Raw genomic sequence first — 18,223 nt, forward strand, 5'->3', positions numbered from 1 at the left:
GTCAGAACGCTTTCAGGCGATACCCATCCGAGACGGGTTCGATAATGTCACGATTGATCAGATGCGAGATGGCGCCGACCACTTCACTCGGGTCGGCAGCCAGAAGACGCGCGAGATCGGCCAGGGCCAGAGCCTTACCGCGCGCCGGGGCGCGTAGCTCGGGCATGGCATCGGCGATGTCGGTCAGGTGCAGCCACATGCCGCGTGCAGACAGCGGCAACACCAGCCAACGCGGATCTGCCATGACAGAGCGCGCATGCACGCCATAACGCTGACGTTGCGAGGCGCGGCGTTTCATGACGGGCTAGCCTGACAAACCCACGCAGGGCTCCTCGGATCTTCACGCTCATCACGAAACCAGGTGCTGTCGTCGTCAAAGCGCATCCGCACCGCGCCTGTTCCGCCATGGCGGTTCTTGCGGATCAGCACTTGTGCCTTGCCAACGGATTCAGACATTCGAAACTCGAATTCAGAGCAGCGATTGGCATACTGCTCGCTCGTTTCCTTCTCGCGCTTCTGGAGCCCGTCGCCACTGGCTTCTTTTTTGAGATAGTAGTGATCGCGATAAAGAAACGCGACGAGGTCGGCATCCTGCTCCAGCCCGCCACTATCACGAAGATCAGCTTCAGTCGGTCGCTTGTCCTCGCGCTTTTCAACCTCGCGATTAAGCTGCGCTAGGGCGATAATGGGAATGCCGAGCTCTTTCGCGAGTGATTTGAGACCGGCACTGATTTCGGACATCTCTTCATAACGTCCGCGCCGGCGCGCTGCGTCGCTACCATGCATCAGCCCGACATAATCGAGAACGATCAGCCCGAGCCCGCGCTTGCTGCGTTTCATTCTGCGCGCGCGCGACCGGAGCCCCGCCACTGTCAGGCCCGAGCGCGTATCGAGCTCGAGCGGGACTTCTTCAGTTGCCCGCTCTCCCTCTTCGAGAGCATCCCACTGCCATTTTTCCAGCTCGGGCCGTAAACCGGTCTCGATATCTTCAGGAATGTCGTAACGACGACCAGCAAAGACCGAGAGGGTCGAAAGACCCGCATAGGCGGCGCCAGCACGGGCGCCAATCTGCCGGGCAGCCATTTCGCCAGACCAGAACAACACGCGCTGACCCGCCGCCGCGACACGCGTGGCAATGCCGAGCGCAAAAGCGGTTTTACCCATCGCAGGACGTGCGCCAATCACATAAAGCGCCTCATCCAGCAGCCCGCCCGTCATGCGATCCATGCCGGGATAGCCCCAGGAAAGCCCCGCAAGCGCAGAGCCCCGCGTCACATTCTCACGTCCGCAGGCAATGGCTTCGCGAACCGCCTCGGTAATCGTGACGTTCGGCAGGCTTTCGCGCATGTTATGCGCAATATCGAGAAGCCCGGCTTCCATCTGCTCCACGAGGTCCTCACCGGTCTGCCCGGTTGGATTGAGGCAGAGGCGGGCGACATCGACGCAGACAGTGCGGAGCTCGCGGCGTGTCCACGCATCGAAGATGGCGCGCCCATAATCACCGGCATTATGAATGCCCACCAGAGCCATCAAGAGCTGACCGACATAGTGCCGCGTCTCTTGCCCGACCAGAACCCCGTCGCCTCCGATCCGATCAAGGATCAGAATGGGGTCAGGCTCAACGCCTTGTGCAAACATGCGTAGGGCGGCCGAATAGATAATGCCGTTGAGCTGATCATAGAAATGCTCGGGCCGCAGATACTCTTCCACCATGGGAATAACGCGTTTCCCATTGGTGAGAATGGCCCCCAGCAAAGCGCGTTCCGCCGCGACATTCTGAGGCTCATTGCAGCTGACTTGCTGCGCGAGGCCATGGAGATCACCCATGACGCAACTCCATTTCTCGAGGGGTCGCAGCGCGTGACATGGTCAGACCGAGATCTTTCAGCATGCCGCGCGTGCTGCGTTCAGAAATACCGAGCCGAAAGGCGATAAGCCGCGCCGGAACGCCCTTGCGGTGGAAGCCACGCACAGCAGGGGCAAGGCGAGCGCGATCGAGAGCAGGGCGGGCCATCAGCCGTCCCCCCTATGTGCATCGCAGCGCCGGATGAACGGAGAGTCGACCTTGAAAGCCTTCCTGCAAAAGAGGCAGTTGCGGTGCCAGAGGCCCGACACGCTGGCTTTGCTGGTCGCAAGCTTGACGACAGGCACGTCATGGCTGCTTCCCGCCGCCGGGACATGAGACCCGAAACGCGCAAGAATTGCCGACACATGGCGAAGAGGCGCGGCGTTCCATTTTCTGACCAGGGAAGGCGCCGCTTTCAGTTCTTTGCAAAGAGCCGAAAGCCCTGTCTGTGATCGGCGCATTTCATGCACAATGTCGGTCGCGCGCGTTCTGTCCGCCGAGGTGATTTGGGGTGCATGGCGTTGCATGGCCGCGCAAAGCTTGCCCGATTGAACGGCATCCATGAATGGACGCACATGCAAAGCCGGAACGTCCTGCCAGCACGACACAGAGCGCGGCGAACGATGAAACAACTCTGCGGCCGCAGGGAGAAAACCGGGTTTTTGCCTGTTTTCATAAAGCAGCGCATTGGCGTAGTTCTGTTCGGCAGCGGTCGCGAGTGCCTGACGACGCCGGGCACGGCACGGGGGAAGGGTGTCGACTCTCATGCTGCACCCCGCAGGGAAACAGGGGCCTCACCCGTCGCGTCGTCTGTAGCCCGCAGGTTGTTCAGGGCAGTCGTGGCCGAATGAATGAGACAAGACAGTGTTGCCCGCATCGACATGACCTCATGAGGCTCGACCTTGCCGTCTGCCAGAACATGCAAAGTCGTGGTGACGGTTTTATTGAAGCTCTCGGAGACACGCTCGATATCGGTTGCAAGATCGCCCTCGCCGACCTTGAGTGGCGTCAGAAGATACCCTTCAGCCAGCGCCATGGCCGCCAGAACGATCGGCTCTTGCGCGCAAAGATCCATCTCAATCGCGACATCGACGGGCACGATCACAGGCACGTTGCGGTTCTGATAATCGGAGAGCTGAGAGCGCCCGACACGCGCAAAGCTGGCAGCGGCTTCGATGCCACCGACGCGACGAATGACGGCCTGTGTGGCCGTCTTGATGGCAAGCACATTCATGGCAGTATCCTGCAAATTGTGGGGTAAACGCGCGCAAAGGAGCGCGGAGGAGCAGCAGCCGACGCGGGACGCACAGGGCGTGGGGGCTGATCCAGCGGTGTGTGATGGTGTCTGGAACCGGCCTGAAGCCGCGCAGCAGATCGGCAAGCACGTCGCTGATGTGCCGCAGAGCAGTGACGACGACGGACCGGACACGCATCGGGTGACTGGCGATCTGACTGCGCATAGGGTGACTGGCATGAAGAGAGGGAACACACAGATCACAGCTGCGGGAGGCGCATTGCGACGCCCCCCGCAGCGGACCACCATGGGCGTTGCGGTTCCCGCCGCAGCAACTACCCATGGAGGATTCGATGTCAGCTTCTCGCAGCGATACACAGACCGCCCTCGATCTCGCAGCCTTGGCCATAGCCGCGCTCGGCACACTTCTCGAAAAACACGCGGCTTTGGTGAAGGATACGGATCCGCTGTTCCTCGAGAACTTCGAGGCAGAGCTGATGGGCCTAGCAAGTGCAGGATCGACACCGAATACGCCGGACAACCCACGCCCGCCGACGCCTCGCGAAAGCGATGTCAAACTCCTCATGATGAGAGCGCGAAGCTAATTTCACGCAGCGCAGCCTTGGCCCAAGCGGGGAGGAACCGGCGAAGGCAACGGTACTTCCTTACAGCCCTCTCACGCTCTTCGCTTGCCGCCCGCGCTTCATCGGCCAGCATCTTCAGGCGATTACAATCCTGCCGCAGGAACCCAAGCGGAAGGAAACTATAATCGCCTCTACGAAAGCCGGGCTCGAGGTAACAGGCATCCGGCAACACGATACGAAGCGCGCCCCACATCTCCTCCTGCGAGAACGGGCATTCGGTCTCATCCGGGTCAACTTGCCGGGGGGCCTCCTCAGGTTCGTGCGAAGCCGGGAACGGCGTAGGAAACAGGCAATCGACTATCTCATTCAGCGCCTTTGTCTTCGCGCGCAGCTCTGTTTCTTCGTCAGTGGCAAGCGTCGCGTCGTCGCGCCTGGCCTCGAGCAGGCGGACGCGCCCCCGCAGTACGTCCATGGCTGCGTGTGCAGTCCAGCGGTCAACCGTCACGCTTTCTCGTGGAGCGTTTGTCATGATCGATTATCCTTGTGGGAGAGGGAGGACTTCAGTTCCACTGGGGCAATGCCAGCGCGTGAAAATGTCCGGCCTGATTTGCTCAGGTGTGAGGCCACAAAGCTCGCTGACCGCGAATACATGATGGGCTGGAACAGAACGCCAGGAGGAGACGGTGTTGTGCTTTCGCCCGATAGCCTTTGCTACTCGACTAGGGCCGCCCGCAAGCTTCAAGATGTCTCGGATATCCATGGACACAATGTCGCCTACACCGACATTCTTCGTCAACAAGAAAGTCGTTCATACCGACACACTTGCGCTCGAAAGCTGTCAATCTCTGGGCATGACTGACAAAGAAACCATGGGGTCGCGCATCAAAAAGCTGCGCAAAGATCGCAAGCAGGCTCAGGTCGATGTGGCCGCTGCTTTGAATATAAGCAGATCACATCTGGCGGAGATCGAAGGAGGCTCTCATCCTGGCTTCGCTACCTTTGTAGAATTAGCTTCTTACTTCGCGGTCTCCCTTGATTACCTTTACGCGGGCACGTCTTCTGATAGCGATCAGATCCGAGATCGCCTGATAAAAGATGACGAAAAGGTCTTGATTGAATTCTGGCGCAGCTGGACGGGCAAAAAAAAACGACCCTTCTTGACCTTCTTGTTCGAGATCGGGGCCGCGATGCTGCCTGAATACCTTGCAAGCCTGACTTGTGTACCCATCAGAAGAGCTTCTCCGTCTCGATTTCTTATTTTAGAACATAGAGTGAACAAATAGAAAAAGGCAACACGTCAATGAGTGAACCGTGGCTAATGGTTCCTACCCGCTCTCACTTAAGATTTTGCAAGAAAGCATCAGGGAAAGTTCTCTTAAGTGCTTTATTTGCCGCCGTTATCGAGATGTCTCTTTCGCCAGTGAGTTTGGCGGGTGGCGGTCACTTTTATCGTTCAAATGGTGGTGAGTACGCGTGCGTTAACCCTCGAGCGACCCGTGCATTACTCAGTAAGGAAGATGAAAGAAGGAACGATCCGAACTGGGTTAGCTATGTGGTAAATGATGGCCGGTGTTTCCCGATCAATTCTGGGGAACGGTGGGAACTGGTCAGCGAAGTCGACGGGCTGCTCCTGATGCGGCTTTCACCACCAAAAGTCGGTGTCCCACCGCTTTTTTTTATGCCTTCTCAGGTCCTGCCGGACACGATACCCATTAACCGCACCGTCGCACCTGCTCAACCCGACGTCCATCAATCGAAATCAGGTGAGCGGGACGTTGAATCCGACCAAAATGCCTCGAATATTTTACCTAAGGGCTGGGAAAAACCGAACGCTGCATTAATGCAGCCTGATGTAGCCAAAAAAGTCTCATCTCTTCTCAATGAACAGTCAGTAGCACCAGTACAGTCTAATCAGACTGCCGTAACCACAGCGGAGAAAAAGGACAATAGTACTGGATTTCCTTGGCTTATATTGATTGTCGGTGGCATCATCGGCTGGCTTTGGCTGAAACATAAACGCAAGCGAGATGCAGAAAATCGTAGAGTAGCCCGATTGAATTCAGCTTGGAATCTAGTGAACAGTGAAATAACTGCGCAGGCAAATCAACTGCAAATCAAGAGGTTTCAACTAGCCACACCGGACCATTACGGTACGATCAATATGAGCAAATGGAGCAAAGAGGTTGATTATTTTTGCTCGACACGCCTGAGAACGATTCTGATGGGAGCCGGTTTGGACGACCAGTGGCTATATATCGAGGGTGATGCTCGCGCTGCAATTGAGCACATCTCGGCGGAATCACCTCAAGGTGCTACGTTGAACCCCGGTTATGTTAGTGATCCAAGAGTATTCGATATTAGAATGGATCCTATTGATTACGAAAAGCATTGCGCGCTTTTACTCGGTCAGGCGGGATGGGATGCACGAGTGACTCAAGCTAGTGGTGACCAAGGAGCGGATGTCATCGCAACGCGTAACGGTAAAAAGATTGTTGTTCAGTGTAAGCTTTATAGTCAACCTGTCGGCAACAAGGCCGTTCAAGAAATTTATACTGCTTGTCAGCATCAGAGAGCAGATGCGGCCTTAGTAGCATCCAACGCAGGCTATACCCTGCAAGCAAGGCAGCTTGCGAGCACCACCGGAGTCTACTTAATGCACCATCAGGAATTAGGTTCATTTTAAATGTCGGTATAGACGACATTTAAGGCTTGCAGAATATGTCGGTATAGACGACATTACTTCCATCGCTCACCCTCGATGGAGTGCAAGCCGATGTCGGCACCGCCGGTTCAGACCGTCTTCCTTCCCGAAAAATCCGCCTTACCGCCTCTTGCGGGGCGCGATGCCATCAAGGCCATGCGGGCCATGGCGGCCTATATGGACGCCATGGCAGAGCAGGCAGGCTTTGCCATGCGTCCCGCCGCCGAACGCCTGTGGCAAAAGGCAGCCGCTGACAAGCATCATGAGGCGGATGAACTCGAGCGCCTCACCAAGGCCCGCAGCATCATCCCGCCAGCACCGAGTACAAATCCCGTTTTAAACATCCTGGCTCGCCACAACCGTGTGGGGAGGGCGTGAGATGCTAGCGCAATCCTCATCAGCCTTAGTTGCTGCGCAACGCTGGAAACAGACGGCCTCCTTCGATTTTCGAGACGGGGCACACTCAGAGAATTTCAGCTCGTATGACGAGGCGGAAAAGGCAGCCCTCAATTACTGCCGAAATCGGAACGCTCTCGTCACGTTGAATTGCCTCGGTACCCACCTGGCGACCCTTTACCCGCAACACGGAAGCAGGCCCCGCATCGAAATGACCTGGACGGGGAGCGCCTACGCATGACCCCGCTTCACAGTCAGACAGATCCCCGCATCGACGCGCGCGATCGCCAGTATCAGGCAGCTCAGTCCTCGTTAAGCCTTCCGCCCCGGCAGAGATCGGAGCCCTACACCCCTCGGCTGGAAGGCACCGTGATGGCCCTCCTTCCCGTGCGGTCGGATGAGTGGATGAACCTGACCCGATCCATCCCGCCCGAAGGCGTCGAAATTTGGGTTCCTCTCACCTGGCCAAGTCGAATTCTTGAATTCGTCAGTATTCCCAAGCATTGGGCCTGCCTTTGGGATTGCGGATCAATCGAAACTTTTGCGCCTGACGATCGGCGCAAACGAGCGATTTTCATGACGCCTCATGCCGCCCTTGCCGTGCATCGCAAGCAACCGCTTGTCGATCTGTCCTTGCACGAAAAGACGCTCGTGTTCCGCTTCAAGCGACCGACAGAAACCCCCGGCACCATCAACGCCGCCCCGGCCCTTCATCAAGCCTGCGGCCTGCCACAACCTGCACGTCACACAGGAGCCGCAGCATGACGGACAGTAACTTCAGAGCCATCCTCGTGCTCACGCTTCTAGCCGCGTTTCTGATCTGGTCCCTGATCGTTACAGGACGCCATTATCTGCGTTGTCGTGAGCTCGCCGCGCAGCTTCGCATCCTCGAAACACTGAGCACACCCAGCACGCATTATCGCTCGGCTGGCGACGGTAAACGCCCATGACGAAAGAAGAAGCCTGGACCGCAGGCAATTACGCCATGGCCGCGACCATGGTCTTGTGCGTCATGGTCACGCTCAACGCGACGGCTAAAGTCATGATCGAGCTTTATGCAGATTTTTCAGACCAGAAGATGGAGAGGGCGCATGGGTGAGGGAATGCCGAGGCTGCTGACCGTAAAGAAAGCAGCCTCTGAGATACACGTCTGTGCTGAAACTGTGCGCCGCGCCATCAGGGCCGGAAAGCTCGCAGCTTACCGACGACCGGGCGGATACCGCGTCTCAACCACTGACCTTCAAGCTTATATGGACACATACCATTGCCCCGCATCAGAGATGATAAACCCCACCTGGAATTACGTCGCGGCAAATGGGCGATCGTCTGGTGGGAAGAGGGAAAAAGAAAACGACTTTCGACTGGCACAGAGGACGAGAAACGCGCTCGCCAAGCGTTAGCTGACTTTGAAGGGGCGCTGGAGAAAGCGCCCCTAAAGATGGCCGTGACTGAGTGCTTATCCCGATACGTTGAAAGCCGGAGAGGGAAGGTATCGGCGCTCAAGCGTCTCGAAGAAGCCACTGTCCCGCTTTCCGAGGCACTGGGTCATCTCCGCATAGACCAGATCGATCAAAAGCGCTGGGATAGCTTTGCTGCGGGCCGATTCAAGAAGCGTGGTGAGGCCAACGTGCCCATTTCGGCCGGAACGCTGCGTCGTGAGTTCAACGTCTTGCGGGCTGCGCTACGGCGGGCTTGGAAAGACGGGTATCTCGTCAGACCGCCTGAAATCGAGCCGCCACGTGACAGCGCCCCGCGAGATCGGTTTCTGACAAAAGAAGAAGCAAGACGCCTTATCGAGGCGGCTCACACTCCGCACGTCCGGTTATTCATGGCTCTGGCAATCTACACCGGAGCGCGGAAAGGATCGATTCTCGCCCTGACGTGGGATCGTGTCCATTGGACCACGAACATGATCGACTTCCAGGAGCCAGGCCGTGCCCTCACACGCAAGCGCCGTGCTACCGTGCCAATGACCAAGGCGCTACGGGAAGAGATGGAAGTGGCCTTCCAAGAACGGAACGGAGGCTATGTTGTGAACTGGCACGGGAAAGCGATCCCGAGCGGCTTACGCTGGTCGTTCAACAAAGCTTGCGAAAGGGCAGGGCTCACATGGAAGCCAACGCCGCATCATCTCAAGCACTCACTTGCCTCATGGTTTGCGATGGATGGCGTACCGATTGATCAGACATCAGACTGGCTTGCTACCGATCCGCAGACATTACGCCGCGTCTATCGTAAGTTCGACCCAACTTATCTGAAGAATATCGCTGAGGGCTTTAAGCTGTAGTGGTCCATATGGACCTGTATCGAGCCTGTGGATAACAAAGAAACCTCAATGTTATCAATGGCGTCCCATAGGGGATTCGAACCCCTGTTGCCGCCGTGAGAGGGCGGTGTCCTAGGCCTCTAGACGAATGGGACGAGGCAAGGTGCGTTCTATGATATCAGAAGGCACCCCGCAAGGGTTATTCGGCGCTTTTCTTAATTAAATTCGCGCTCAGCTTCTCACCGGCGAGAAGATGGACGTGATAATGCGGCACTTCCTGTCCTGAATCCGGACCCGCATTGCTGATCAGGCGATAACCGGCCTCGGCCAGGCCAAGCTGCGCTGCAACTTTGGCAATCGCCCGCGCAAACCCGGCGATCTGCGCATCGCTTGCCGAGGCCCCGAAATCGGAGGACGACACATACGACCCCTTGGGGACAATCAGGACATGCACAACTGCCTGCGGAGAGATATCCGGAAAGGCGAGGGCGAACTCGTCTTCGTACAGAACCTGCACGGGAATTTCCCGGCGCAGGATCTTGGCGAAGACGTTCTCAGGGTCGTAGGGGAGACTCAGATCGACCGCCATGTTCTCAAACTCCCTCGTTACCGGGGCGGGAGGCTTTCTCAGCGACGCCGCTCATCGCTTCGCGTCGGCGCAACTCCTGCCAGACCTGCTGAGGGGCAACGCCCGCGTCGACCCACATGACGATCAGATGATAGAGCACGTCCGCGCTTTCACTCACCAGCTCAGATTGCTTGCCCGCGACGGCCTCGATCAGACACTCAACAGCTTCTTCGCCGAATTTCTGCGCGATCTTCTTGCGTCCACGGGACAAGAGCCGCGCAGAATGGCTCACTGCAGGGTCTGTGCCGCGGCGCGCCTCGACTGTTTCGAAAAGGCGATCAAGCACCTGAGCATCAACCGGGGTCATGTCGAGAGGGGCGGGTTTCGCAATGCCTTTCTTGGCCGAGGCCTTTTTGGCAGGCGTCTTTTTTGCCGTGTCGCTCTTGGTCTCCGAGCGCTTCACACTGCCTTTTTTTCCGGCGCTGCCGTCACTCTTGCCTGTCGTTTTTTTTGCGGTGAGCGCCATTGTCATGTTCTCCTTGGACATTGAGAAAACGCGTCTGTGTTCAATTGCCAGGCCGGACCGGCAAGCCAGCGCTTTCCAGCGCTGACTTGACGCTCGCAATGCCAAAAGTCCCGAAATGGAAAACGCTTGCCGCGAGCAATCCGCTGGCGCCCGCTTTTGCGCCCTCTACGAAATGCTCCAACGTGCCAACGCCGCCCGAGGCGACAACCGGAATGGTAATTTTTCCGCAAATGGTCTTGAGCAGATCGAGGTCGAACCCCTCACCAGTACCGTCACGATCCATGCTGGTGAGTAGGATCTCTCCCGCACCACGCTCCTGCGCCTCCTGCGCCCAGGCGACTGCATCGATACCCGTCGCTGTCTGCCCCCCTTGGTGTAGACCTCCCAGCAGCCCTTGCCATCAGAGCGTGCATCGATCGCCACAACCACACATTGGCTGCCGAAGCGATTGGAGGACTGATTGATAAGGTCGGGGTTGACCACTGCCGCCGAATTGACCGCGCATTTATCTGCGCCGGCAAGAAGCAGACGCCGCATGTCTTCCGGGGCTCTCACACCACCGCCCACAGTCAGAGGGAGAAATACCCGCTCGGCGGTCCGCCTGACGACATCGTAGATGGTGTCGCGGTTTTCGACGCTTGCCGTGATGTCGAGAAAGGTCAGTTCGTCCGCACCGGCGGCGTCATAGACGATCGCCTGCTCGACCGGATCACCCGCATCGCGCAGCGAGACAAAATTCACGCCCTTGACGACGCGGCCGTCCTTGACGTCGAGGCAGGGGATAACCCGCAGCTTCAGCATGCAGGCCCCTCGACAATGCTGAGCGCTTCTTCGAGAGACACGCGACCATCGTACAGGGCTCGTCCGACGATAACGCCCTCCAGCCCCGGAACCTCCTGTGCGATCTTGCGGAAATCACGTAGATGCTGGGCAGACCCGACGCCACCACTGGCGATGACGGGGATGGAGAGCTTGCGAGCCAGATCGGCTGTCTGCTCCAGATCGAGCCCCTCGAGCATGCCGTCGCGGCTGATCTCTGTGAAGATCACGGCTGCAACGCCTGCATCCTGCATCCGCAGGGCGAGGTCGCGCGAGTTGAGTTCGGAGACTTCTGCCCAGCCCTCAGTGGCAACCCGGCCCTGACGGGCATCGATGCCAGCAACAATGCGGCCGGGGAAAGCTTTGCAGGCTTCCCGCACGAGATCCGGGTTCTTGACGGCAACCGAGCCTAGAATGACACGATCGAGCCCGGCTTCGATCCAGCGGCTGATGCCCGCCATGTCGCGAATGCCACCACCCAGCTGCACGGGAGGTCCGTCGCAGCGAGGATCGCCTCGACTGCTGCGCCATTAGCCGAGCGACCGGCGAAGGCACCATTGAGATCGACAACATGCAAGCGTGAGCACCCAGCCTGAGCAAAGGCCAAAGCCTGAGCCGCAGGGTTGTCGGAATAGACCGTGGCGTCATCCATCTCGCCCCGACGCAACCGAACACAGGCGCCGTCTTTCAGGTCAATTGCCGGATAGAGGTTCAGAGTCCGGCTTTTCTGCGCGTCGATGCTCGTCACGGCGCATTCCTTTTCGTGTTGTCTTTCTGGTCTCGCATGAGCTGCGTCATGATCCAGACGCTTGGTCATGAACACGCCTTTGACCGTTCCCTGATGGCTGCGGGCGTAATAGGGGTGCACACCCCATTCCTCGAAGCCGAGCGAGCGGAACATGGCGAGTGCCGAACTCTGAGTCTCGGGGACTTCGCAATTCAGAACACGACATCCCAGCGCGCGGGCTGATGCAATGACGGCGTCTGCCAGCACAAATCCCAGACCGCGGCCGCGCATATAAGGTGCTACAAAATATCCCCGGATCTGCGCCGTCTGAGCCTGAGCCTCGTTATTGCGCGAGGGGCGGAGAAGCTGGGCACAGCCCTGGATCTGCCCCGTCTCGTCACGAACGACGAAGAGACGGGCCTCAGGCACCAGAAGGAGGCCGTGGAAAAAGCGCTCGAGCACGCTCCGCCCGGGAGGAGTCAACCATCCAAGCCCGCCACCATCAATAATGGCAGCCGTAGTGATCTCGCACAGAGCGGCCAGATCTGTCTCGCTAATGCGGGAGAGACGTTCAGCGATCAGGGTCACGGCGTCCAGCTCAGGAAGTTCGCCATGATGATCAATCCCGTTTTCTGACTTTTCTCGACGTGAAACTGGGTGCCGCAACGATTATCTCGCGCGACGATCGCAGGAACTGGCCCGCCATAGGCAGCCGTCGCAACGATATCGGCCGGGTCCCAACCCGTCAGGGCATAGGAGTGGACAAAATACCCATGGTCACCCGGCGTGAGACCATTAGTTAGCTGGTGAGCGCCTGGTTCGAAATCGAGAACATTCCATCCCATATGGGGCAGGCGGAGCCCGGCCTCGAGAGCAAAATCCATTTTTCCGATCTGGCCCTTGATCCAGCCAAGCCCTGCCGTGCGCCCATGCTCAAGACCCCATTCGGCCATGAGCTGCATCCCAACGCAGATCCCGAGAAACGGGGTGCCGCGCTCCGTTGCTTCGATCAAGGCCTCACGCAAGCCGCCATTCAGGCCGGAGGCGCAATGAGCGAACGCGCCCTGGCCAGGGAGAATCAGATGATCCGCCGCCAGGACCGTCTCCGGGTCGCCAGAGATTGTGACCTCGGCGTCGAGCTGCCTCTGCGAGACAACATGACGTGCAGTCTGGGCGGCTGATGCGAGATTGCCCCCGTCATAATCGACAACGACAATTTTTCTCATGACGAGACCTGCATCTTATCCCCAAAGCGCAACCGGGCATCTTCCTCGGTCCGGCCGAGCCAGATTCCCTCAGGAATGCCCCCGTTGAGGCGTGCTTCCCATCCGAAAATTTCGGCACCGAAAAGGGCAAGCCCTAGATTGACGAGGATCGTCAGCAATCCGCCATCGGGTCCGCCCAAACGCAGGATCAGCATATTCAGGCTGGCTGTCAGCCCGAAAGCAATCCAGCTTCGGCTAAACAGAAATCCGACCGGGCCGAGGATGAGGAGGCGCCAGTAAAATCCCTGCCTTACAAGCGCTGGGGCAGGATCATTCGGTCGGCGATAGGCCTGATAATAGTTCACAGAACCCCCTTGGTCGACGGAACGCTCCCTGCGAGGCGAGGGTCGATCGCTACCGCCATTCTCAGCGCGCGGGCAAAGGCCTTAAAGCCACTCTCGGCGATATGGTGAGCGTTACGGCCTGCCTTGCAGGTGATGTGCAGCGCAATCGATGAGGACATTGCGAAGGCGCGATAGAATTCCTCGAACAGGTCCGTATCCATCTCGCCGATGCGCTCGCGCTCGAAGGTGACATTCCAGGCGAGATAGGGGCGCCCGGAAATATCCACCACGACTTCACTCAGCGCTTCGTCCAGAGGAACCAGTGCATGACCGAAGCGGGTAATGCCACGCTTGTCGCCCAGCGCCTGCGCGAAGGCCTTGCCGAGAGCGATCCCGATATCTTCGACCGTATGATGACCATCGATATGCAGGTCGCCGTGGCACCGTACATCGAGATCGAACCCGCCATGCTTGGCCAATGCGGTCAGCATATGGTCGAAAAACCCAATGCCGCTGTCGAGTTCTGCCTGACCGCTTCCATCAAGATCGATGGCAACGGAGATATCGGTCTCACCGGTTTTGCGGTGAATGCGGGACTGTCTGGCGTCTGTCATACTCTCCTCCATAAACTATTCGGAGCGAATACGCGATGGCCTCTTGGCGGAGTGGCCGGAACTTGCCATCTATTTCGCATGAGTAGTGCGCCCGAAACTCCCTCCGCCCTTGACGTCCTGCTTTCCAGGGCCTCCACCGACCAGCTCGGTCTGCCTGCCCCGGATAAAGGGCAGATCGCGCGCATCCTATCCGCGGGCCTGCGCGCGCCTGATCACGGCAAGATCAGGCCGTGGCGTTACATCGTCATAAAGGGCAAGAACCGGGCAGGGTTTGCCGAGAAGGTGGTCGAGGCCATGCTCGCCGCTGACCCCGAGGTTCCCGAAAAGAAGATTGCCAAGCGCCGTCAGCGCTTTTCGGAAATGCCCATGACGATTGCCCTCGTGATGGCCCTCAACCCTCAGAGCAAGATACCCGTCGCCGAGCAGGAGCTCTCTGTGGGCGCGGGTGCCATGAATGTGCTGAACGCTCTTCATGCTGAGGGCTTTGGCGGTTTCTGGGTCTCGAGCGATTTTGCAGAACAAGCTGCTTTCGTGACGCGCTCGGTTTGACTGAAACCCAGCGCCTGGCCGGTTTTCTCTTTGTGGGCACGCCTGAGAAGCCTGTTGGAGGTAGCAAGAGGCCGGACATTCAGGATTACATGGCCGTCTATAAAGGTGAGCCGGTCAAGTTCGAGGCAGATCAGTGACCCAGACCTACGATATTGCCATAGCCGGCGCTGGTCCGGCTGGCCTGGCCTGCGCGCTCTCTCTTGCCAAGCGCGGCTGGCGCGTTGCCGTTATCGATCCTGCGCTCGCTCGGCGTTGGCAGCACCTTCCTTCGATGGACGCGAAATCGCCCTGACTCACCATTCGCGAGACTGGCTTGAGCGAAACGGCGTCTGGGACCGTATTCCGGCTCAGTGCATTTCCCCTCTCAAAACGGCTCAGATCGAGAGCGGCGACGAGCCGTCATCCAATGGCTCGGGGGCGCTGCTCTTCACGGCCCCCCCAGACTCTGCCGACGCGCTTGGCTTTCTTGTTCCGAACCATCTGATCCGTACCGCTCTGCATGAGGCTGTCAGCGAGCAATCTGCGATCACGATCCTTGCGGGGCAGGGCGTTGTGGCGAGCTCTGGCAATCGCGACAAGGCTGTCCTGCTGCTTGATGATGGGTCGCTTATCGAGGCGTCGCTTCTGATCGCGGCCGATGGGCGGTTTTCCCGTATAAGACAGGCTCGCGGTATCGGCGCCATCATCCATGATTTCGGCAAGCAGATCATGGTATGCCGGATGCGGCACCCCGAGCCCCATCAGGGTGTCGCGCTGCAATGGTTCGACAAAGGGCAGACGATTGCGCTCCTGCCTGTCGCCGACGACGATCAGCCGGGTCATCTGTCTTCGCTCGTTCTGACGCTCGATCCGGCCAACATCGCGGCACTCAAGGCGTTGGACAAAGCGGCCTTTGATCGTGATGTCACGCGCCGGACCCAGAGCCGTCTTGGCCCGATGAGCCTTGAGAGTGCACGCTGTACCTATCCTCTGAAGACCGTGTTTGCGCATCGTTTCCAGACCACGCGTCTCGCGCTGATCGGCGACGCAGCTGTGGGCATGCATCCGATCACCGCTCACGGCTTCAATCTCGGATTGAAGGGGCAGGAGATCCTCTGCGAAGAGATTGAGCGCGGTGACGCCGATCCGGGGGCGCCCGAGGTTCTCCGTGCCTTCGAGCGACGTCATCGTCGCGCCACCGCGCCGCTTTTCGCCGCAACAAATGGCATCGCGTCGCTCTACACCCATGATGCCGGGCCGGTGCTTGCCCTGCGCAAAGCCGGTCTCTTACTGGCCGACAGGATGACCCCCCTGAAGACGCTCGTCACGGGGTTTCTTATGGATCGGAAAGGGGCCTCCTGAAGGCCCGCCTTGGTACACAGAAAAAGGGCGGTGAGGCTTTCAGCTCCTCACCGCCCTTTTTTGTCATCAGACTTCCGATTTAGGTCGGTTTGCCAAGCTCGAGCCCGGATTCCTGCAAGACACGATAGGCATCCAGCATGATCGAGTTGGTCACCCCACCCACATCGCGTACCGACGAGACCTTGGCAGAAAGAGCAAGGGTAATTCCGGTTTCGGTGATTGCCGAAATCGCCACGCCGGGTGGCGGCGTCTGAAGGATATCTTCGCGCTGCTTCATCATTTCCATCAGGGCAAGCTGCGCCTTTGTGGCATCGGCACGGGGCGAGATCGTCACGGTTGCAGATGCTGCGCTGAGCGACGCGCCAAGCGTTGCGTTACGCACTGCCGAGGTGATGAATTGTGAATTAGGCACGATCATTGTCGAACCGTCGCCGAGCCCGATTTCGGTCGAGCGTACGCTGATGCGTTTGACGTCACCCTTAATAGAGCCAAGCTCGATGAGGTCACCAACACGGATCGGTCTTTCTGCCAGCAATATCACGCCGGAGACAAAGTTCTGCACGATTGCCTGAAGACCGAAACCGATACCGACTGAAAGCGCGCTGACAACCCAGGTCAGGTTTTTAACGGTCACGCCCGCTTCGGACAGCACGATAAGAAATACTGCAATCCAAGCGACATACGAGAAAATGTTCAGGATTGAGGTGCGCGCGCCGATGTCGAGATTGGTCGTGGGGAACAGACGTGATTCAAGCCAGAGCTTGAAAGCCCCAATCGCGTAATAAGCGACAATGAGGATGACGATGCAGTAGACGGCGGTATTCAGAGAAAACTGCACACCGTTAATTGTCTGACCGACAAAAAGGCTCTGCACGCGGTCGGCCACGACCGGGATGGCAAGGCTGCCGCTGGACAGGCAGATGGCACCGAATACGATAATCAGACCGATATTGACGATGCCGGAAAGCAGGACACCGAACTGCGCGACGCGGTTTGCATGCACACCGAGACGGGACATCCGGCGCGAGATCGGAGATCCAACGCGGAAGACTCTTGATGTGAACTCTTTGGTCGCAATCGCAAGCAACATCAGCGAGGCGAAACTCACTGACAACGCAATGGCCCAAACTGTCAGAGCAAACGCGAAGGCAAGATATCCAATAGCGATCGCCAGCCAGGTTACAACCAGAAGCAACCAGCCAAGCCCGTAGATGGCGGGGGCAAGACGGGCTTCTGTTCGACGGGTCAGGCGCTGGCACATCCAAACAAAGAGTAGGGTGACGACAAGCGTAAACGCAGCCTCACCCAGACGACGGGCGGTGAGTGGGAAAGCGTTCTCGGACCCGACGATCACGAACACAGTCTCGATCAGGACCAGAATGGCGACGCACCAGTCAGCGCCCCACAGCGCTTTCGCCGTGCGCTTGGCAGCCCCGTCGATTGCCATCGCATGACTGAGCGCGGGCAGGCCCGCGCCCAGAATGAACCCGCAAAGCGGCATGATGCCCGCAATGCCATGGAGAAGAACCGGACTGCGCCCTACTTCAAGCGAGAAGATCCCAGCAAGAATCTCCCAGAGCACAAACATGACAAGGCCGCAGACCAGACCGCTCAACGCGACCGGAATTGACGACGAGTGACCTTCGGCAAGGGGTTCGCCCGTAAAGCGATGAACGATATTTCCCTCAGCCTTGCGAAACACCCAGAAGACGGGACGCGAGACAAGCGCCGTAAGCAGAAAGACAGCGACCAATGCTCCAAGCATGAAAGGCCAGTTATAGAGCACTCCAGCGTAGCCGTTATTGACCGGTGGTGCGAGGGTCAGGCGTAATTCAGGCCCTTCTGAAGCGAGAGCCCGCCAGAAGGTTAGAGAGAAAGGGGACGCCATACGTTCCGACAGCAGGGCCTGCTGGCTCACGGTCCCGCGGCGCTGCACCTCCATCTGCATCTGCTTGGCCTGCAACCCGAGGAGCTTCCCCTGGTTGGCCGTGGACTTGATATCCTGAACGACGGCCTGAAGATGATCACGCTGAGCGGCGATTGCAGCGCTTTCGCCTTCCGCCTTTGCGCCGACGATTTCCAGATAGCTCTGATAGACGGTCTGATAGCTCGTCGCCTGTGCCTGAATCGACTGGGCAGTGCTGACGACTTTATCGACCTGATCGGACAAATCGGAAAGCGTCTCACTGCCCAGAACGATGTCTGTCCTGTTGAGCTGGCCGTAGATGTATTTCAGGCGGTTCTGGGCTGACGTGATCTGCTTGCCCAGCGCGGCCGAGACAGAAGTCCACCCGTATCCGTCCGCTGCCGAAGGAACGATCGCTGCATCCGCCGGGACACTGGAAGGCGCCCCGTGAGCAAAGCGCGGCGATATCGAAAGGGCGAGGACGAGGAAGACCCCCAGATAAGAATACAGGCTGGTCGCCTCTTCAAAGCTGACATTCCGATGATCGCCTCCTTTATATGTCTGAATTTCAGAGCAGAAACGGGGGTGAACCCCCGA

24 protein-coding genes, 1 tRNA gene and 3 pseudogenes are annotated in these 18,223 nt (G+C 58.4%); 12 read left to right on the top strand and 16 right to left on the bottom strand.

Going from position 1 to position 18,223, the window contains the following annotated elements; genetic code table 11:
• Position 1: 1 nt before the first annotated feature.
• The 5 genes from JCM15831_RS01510 to JCM15831_RS15740 are packed head-to-tail and all read right to left on the bottom strand — an operon-like array spanning position 2 to position 3,080.
• On the bottom strand, positions 2-298 hold the full coding sequence (locus JCM15831_RS01510; RefSeq protein ID WP_025822214.1) for a hypothetical protein: 297 nt from the start codon (positions 296-298) through the stop codon (positions 2-4).
• On the bottom strand, positions 295-1,827 hold the full coding sequence (locus JCM15831_RS01515) for a replicative DNA helicase (RefSeq protein ID WP_025822216.1): 1,533 nt from the start codon (positions 1,825-1,827) through the stop codon (positions 295-297). The genes JCM15831_RS01510 and JCM15831_RS01515 overlap by 4 nt, the downstream gene beginning before the upstream one ends.
• Complete coding sequence (locus tag JCM15831_RS01520; RefSeq protein WP_025822217.1) at positions 1,820-2,014, bottom strand: hypothetical protein; 195 nt, start codon at positions 2,012-2,014, stop codon at positions 1,820-1,822. The genes JCM15831_RS01515 and JCM15831_RS01520 overlap by 8 nt, the downstream gene beginning before the upstream one ends.
• On the bottom strand, positions 2,014-2,613 hold the full coding sequence (locus JCM15831_RS01525; RefSeq protein WP_025822219.1) for a hypothetical protein: 600 nt from the start codon (positions 2,611-2,613) through the stop codon (positions 2,014-2,016). The genes JCM15831_RS01520 and JCM15831_RS01525 overlap by 1 nt, the downstream gene beginning before the upstream one ends.
• A complete protein-coding gene (locus JCM15831_RS15740) occupies positions 2,610-3,080 on the bottom strand; it encodes a hypothetical protein (protein WP_025822221.1) in 471 nt (156 codons plus the stop codon). The genes JCM15831_RS01525 and JCM15831_RS15740 overlap by 4 nt, the downstream gene beginning before the upstream one ends.
• 353 nt (positions 3,081-3,433) lie before the next feature.
• Here JCM15831_RS15740 and JCM15831_RS01535 point away from each other — a divergent pair, with 353 nt between their 5' ends.
• Complete coding sequence (locus tag JCM15831_RS01535) at positions 3,434-3,685, top strand: hypothetical protein (RefSeq protein WP_156938688.1); 252 nt, start codon at positions 3,434-3,436, stop codon at positions 3,683-3,685.
• Here JCM15831_RS01535 and JCM15831_RS01540 read toward each other — a convergent pair.
• Together JCM15831_RS01540 and JCM15831_RS20750 are read right to left on the bottom strand one after the other, a co-directional pair.
• Positions 3,663-4,193 (bottom strand): hypothetical protein, encoded by a 531-nt coding sequence (locus JCM15831_RS01540; protein WP_025822225.1) that lies wholly within the window; start codon positions 4,191-4,193, stop codon positions 3,663-3,665. The two genes, JCM15831_RS01535 and JCM15831_RS01540, sit on opposite strands and share 23 nt — an antisense overlap.
• Before the next feature lie 6 nt (positions 4,194-4,199).
• Complete coding sequence (locus JCM15831_RS20750; protein WP_084490497.1) at positions 4,200-4,424, bottom strand: YdaS family helix-turn-helix protein; 225 nt, start codon at positions 4,422-4,424, stop codon at positions 4,200-4,202.
• Between the two features lie 7 nt (positions 4,425-4,431).
• Here JCM15831_RS20750 and JCM15831_RS01545 point away from each other — a divergent pair, with 7 nt between their 5' ends.
• From JCM15831_RS01545 to JCM15831_RS01580, 8 genes are all read left to right on the top strand, one after another.
• A complete protein-coding gene (locus JCM15831_RS01545) occupies positions 4,432-4,947 on the top strand; it encodes a helix-turn-helix domain-containing protein (RefSeq protein WP_035773628.1) in 516 nt (171 codons plus the stop codon).
• 17 nt (positions 4,948-4,964) lie between these two features.
• The gene (locus JCM15831_RS01550) at positions 4,965-6,347 is read left to right on the top strand and encodes a restriction endonuclease (protein WP_232227934.1); all 1,383 of its coding nucleotides are present in this window, start codon (positions 4,965-4,967) and stop codon (positions 6,345-6,347) included.
• A 90-nt stretch (positions 6,348-6,437) separates the two neighbouring features.
• Entirely contained in the window at positions 6,438-6,743 is a 306-nt protein-coding gene (locus JCM15831_RS01555; RefSeq protein WP_025822231.1) for a hypothetical protein, read from the top strand.
• Positions 6,744-6,998: 255 nt separating this feature from the next.
• Positions 6,999-7,526, top strand: coding sequence for a hypothetical protein (locus JCM15831_RS01560; RefSeq protein ID WP_025822233.1), 528 nt, complete (start codon positions 6,999-7,001; stop codon positions 7,524-7,526).
• Positions 7,523-7,711, top strand: a complete 189-nt coding sequence (locus tag JCM15831_RS01565) for a hypothetical protein (protein ID WP_025822235.1) — start codon at positions 7,523-7,525, stop codon at positions 7,709-7,711. Before JCM15831_RS01560 ends, JCM15831_RS01565 begins: the two co-directional genes overlap by 4 nt.
• Positions 7,708-7,860, top strand: a complete 153-nt coding sequence (locus JCM15831_RS21275) for a hypothetical protein (protein WP_156938690.1) — start codon at positions 7,708-7,710, stop codon at positions 7,858-7,860. Before JCM15831_RS01565 ends, JCM15831_RS21275 begins: the two co-directional genes overlap by 4 nt.
• 4 nt (positions 7,861-7,864) lie before the next feature.
• Entirely contained in the window at positions 7,865-8,161 is a 297-nt protein-coding gene (locus JCM15831_RS23815) for a helix-turn-helix domain-containing protein (protein WP_373277600.1), read from the top strand.
• Positions 8,162-8,199: 38 nt separating this feature from the next.
• The gene (locus tag JCM15831_RS01580) at positions 8,200-9,048 is read left to right on the top strand and encodes a tyrosine-type recombinase/integrase (protein ID WP_025822239.1); all 849 of its coding nucleotides are present in this window, start codon (positions 8,200-8,202) and stop codon (positions 9,046-9,048) included.
• Positions 9,049-9,106: 58 nt separating this feature from the next.
• Here the strand turns inward: JCM15831_RS01580 and JCM15831_RS01585 are convergent.
• The 8 genes and pseudogenes from JCM15831_RS01585 to hisB form a co-directional block, all read right to left on the bottom strand.
• A tRNA-Glu gene (locus JCM15831_RS01585) sits at positions 9,107-9,182 on the bottom strand.
• A 44-nt stretch (positions 9,183-9,226) separates the two neighbouring features.
• Positions 9,227-9,616: a histidine triad nucleotide-binding protein gene (locus JCM15831_RS01590; protein WP_025822241.1), complete on the bottom strand. Its 390-nt coding sequence runs from the start codon at positions 9,614-9,616 to the stop codon at positions 9,227-9,229.
• A 4-nt stretch (positions 9,617-9,620) separates the two neighbouring features.
• Entirely contained in the window at positions 9,621-10,121 is a 501-nt protein-coding gene (locus JCM15831_RS01595; protein WP_084490500.1) for a phosphoribosyl-ATP diphosphatase, read from the bottom strand.
• Between the two features lie 40 nt (positions 10,122-10,161).
• Positions 10,162-10,922, bottom strand: a pseudogene (gene hisF / locus JCM15831_RS15750) (imidazole glycerol phosphate synthase subunit HisF).
• A pseudogene (hisA, locus tag JCM15831_RS15755) lies at positions 10,916-12,264 on the bottom strand (1-(5-phosphoribosyl)-5-[(5-phosphoribosylamino)methylideneamino]imidazole-4-carboxamide isomerase). The pseudogenes hisF and hisA overlap by 7 nt, the downstream one beginning before the upstream one ends.
• Positions 12,252-12,893 carry an imidazole glycerol phosphate synthase subunit HisH gene (gene hisH / locus JCM15831_RS01610; RefSeq protein WP_025822245.1) on the bottom strand — a complete coding sequence of 214 codons (642 nt, stop codon included), beginning with the start codon at positions 12,891-12,893 and terminating at the stop codon, positions 12,252-12,254. Before hisH ends, hisA begins: the two are co-directional and overlap by 13 nt.
• Positions 12,890-13,237, bottom strand: a complete 348-nt coding sequence (locus JCM15831_RS01615; protein WP_025822247.1) for a hypothetical protein — start codon at positions 13,235-13,237, stop codon at positions 12,890-12,892. The genes hisH and JCM15831_RS01615 overlap by 4 nt, the downstream gene beginning before the upstream one ends.
• Positions 13,234-13,830, bottom strand: coding sequence for an imidazoleglycerol-phosphate dehydratase HisB (gene hisB, locus JCM15831_RS01620; RefSeq protein WP_025822249.1), 597 nt, complete (start codon positions 13,828-13,830; stop codon positions 13,234-13,236). The genes JCM15831_RS01615 and hisB overlap by 4 nt, the downstream gene beginning before the upstream one ends.
• Before the next feature lie 78 nt (positions 13,831-13,908).
• On the opposite strand from hisB, the pseudogene JCM15831_RS15760 reads away from it, so the two are divergent.
• From JCM15831_RS15760 to ubiM, 3 genes and pseudogenes are all read left to right on the top strand, one after another.
• A pseudogene (locus tag JCM15831_RS15760) lies at positions 13,909-14,516 on the top strand (nitroreductase family protein).
• A complete protein-coding gene (locus JCM15831_RS23550) occupies positions 14,513-14,671 on the top strand; it encodes an FAD-dependent oxidoreductase (protein ID WP_306301797.1) in 159 nt (52 codons plus the stop codon). The pseudogene JCM15831_RS15760 and the gene JCM15831_RS23550 overlap by 4 nt, the downstream one beginning before the upstream one ends.
• Positions 14,632-15,720: a 5-demethoxyubiquinol-8 5-hydroxylase UbiM gene (ubiM, locus tag JCM15831_RS15765; protein WP_306301798.1), complete on the top strand. Its 1,089-nt coding sequence runs from the start codon at positions 14,632-14,634 to the stop codon at positions 15,718-15,720. Before JCM15831_RS23550 ends, ubiM begins: the two co-directional genes overlap by 40 nt.
• A 79-nt stretch (positions 15,721-15,799) precedes the next feature.
• Here ubiM and JCM15831_RS01635 read toward each other — a convergent pair whose 3' ends face one another.
• Positions 15,800-17,890 (bottom strand): mechanosensitive ion channel domain-containing protein, encoded by a 2,091-nt coding sequence (locus JCM15831_RS01635; RefSeq protein ID WP_025822251.1) that lies wholly within the window; start codon positions 17,888-17,890, stop codon positions 15,800-15,802.
• Between the last annotated feature and the right edge of the window lie 333 nt (positions 17,891-18,223).

This window comes from Asaia astilbis JCM 15831 (assembly GCF_000613845.1).
Lineage (GTDB): Bacteria > Pseudomonadota > Alphaproteobacteria > Acetobacterales > Acetobacteraceae > Asaia > Asaia astilbis.

Bases quoted from the DNA above. Each gene is read 5' to 3' on its own strand.
- JCM15831_RS20750 (WP_084490497.1), bottom strand. From the start codon at position 4,424: ATGGATATCCGAGACATCTTGAAGCTTGCGGGCGGCCCTAGTCGAGTA.
- JCM15831_RS01560 (WP_025822233.1), top strand. From the start codon at position 6,999: ATGACCCCGCTTCACAGTCAGACAGATCCCCGCATCGACGCGCGCGAT.
- JCM15831_RS01580 (WP_025822239.1), top strand. From the start codon at position 8,200: ATGGCCGTGACTGAGTGCTTATCCCGATACGTTGAAAGCCGGAGAGGG.
- JCM15831_RS01550 (WP_232227934.1), top strand. From the start codon at position 4,965: ATGAGTGAACCGTGGCTAATGGTTCCTACCCGCTCTCACTTAAGATTT.
- JCM15831_RS01510 (WP_025822214.1), bottom strand. From the start codon at position 298: ATGAAACGCCGCGCCTCGCAACGTCAGCGTTATGGCGTGCATGCGCGC.
- JCM15831_RS01595 (WP_084490500.1), bottom strand. From the start codon at position 10,121: ATGGCGCTCACCGCAAAAAAAACGACAGGCAAGAGTGACGGCAGCGCC.
- JCM15831_RS01525 (WP_025822219.1), bottom strand. From the start codon at position 2,613: ATGAGAGTCGACACCCTTCCCCCGTGCCGTGCCCGGCGTCGTCAGGCA.
- JCM15831_RS01535 (WP_156938688.1), top strand. From the start codon at position 3,434: ATGTCAGCTTCTCGCAGCGATACACAGACCGCCCTCGATCTCGCAGCC.
- JCM15831_RS21275 (WP_156938690.1), top strand. From the start codon at position 7,708: ATGACGAAAGAAGAAGCCTGGACCGCAGGCAATTACGCCATGGCCGCG.
- JCM15831_RS23815 (WP_373277600.1), top strand. From the start codon at position 7,865: ATGCCGAGGCTGCTGACCGTAAAGAAAGCAGCCTCTGAGATACACGTC.
- JCM15831_RS01520 (WP_025822217.1), bottom strand. From the start codon at position 2,014: ATGGCCCGCCCTGCTCTCGATCGCGCTCGCCTTGCCCCTGCTGTGCGT.
- JCM15831_RS01540 (WP_025822225.1), bottom strand. From the start codon at position 4,193: ATGACAAACGCTCCACGAGAAAGCGTGACGGTTGACCGCTGGACTGCA.
- hisB (WP_025822249.1), bottom strand. From the start codon at position 13,830: ATGACAGACGCCAGACAGTCCCGCATTCACCGCAAAACCGGTGAGACC.
- JCM15831_RS01515 (WP_025822216.1), bottom strand. From the start codon at position 1,827: ATGGGTGATCTCCATGGCCTCGCGCAGCAAGTCAGCTGCAATGAGCCT.
- JCM15831_RS15740 (WP_025822221.1), bottom strand. From the start codon at position 3,080: ATGAATGTGCTTGCCATCAAGACGGCCACACAGGCCGTCATTCGTCGC.
- JCM15831_RS01590 (WP_025822241.1), bottom strand. From the start codon at position 9,616: ATGGCGGTCGATCTGAGTCTCCCCTACGACCCTGAGAACGTCTTCGCC.
- hisH (WP_025822245.1), bottom strand. From the start codon at position 12,893: ATGAGAAAAATTGTCGTTGTCGATTATGACGGGGGCAATCTCGCATCA.
- JCM15831_RS01565 (WP_025822235.1), top strand. From the start codon at position 7,523: ATGACGGACAGTAACTTCAGAGCCATCCTCGTGCTCACGCTTCTAGCC.
- JCM15831_RS01555 (WP_025822231.1), top strand. From the start codon at position 6,438: ATGTCGGCACCGCCGGTTCAGACCGTCTTCCTTCCCGAAAAATCCGCC.
- JCM15831_RS01545 (WP_035773628.1), top strand. From the start codon at position 4,432: ATGTCGCCTACACCGACATTCTTCGTCAACAAGAAAGTCGTTCATACC.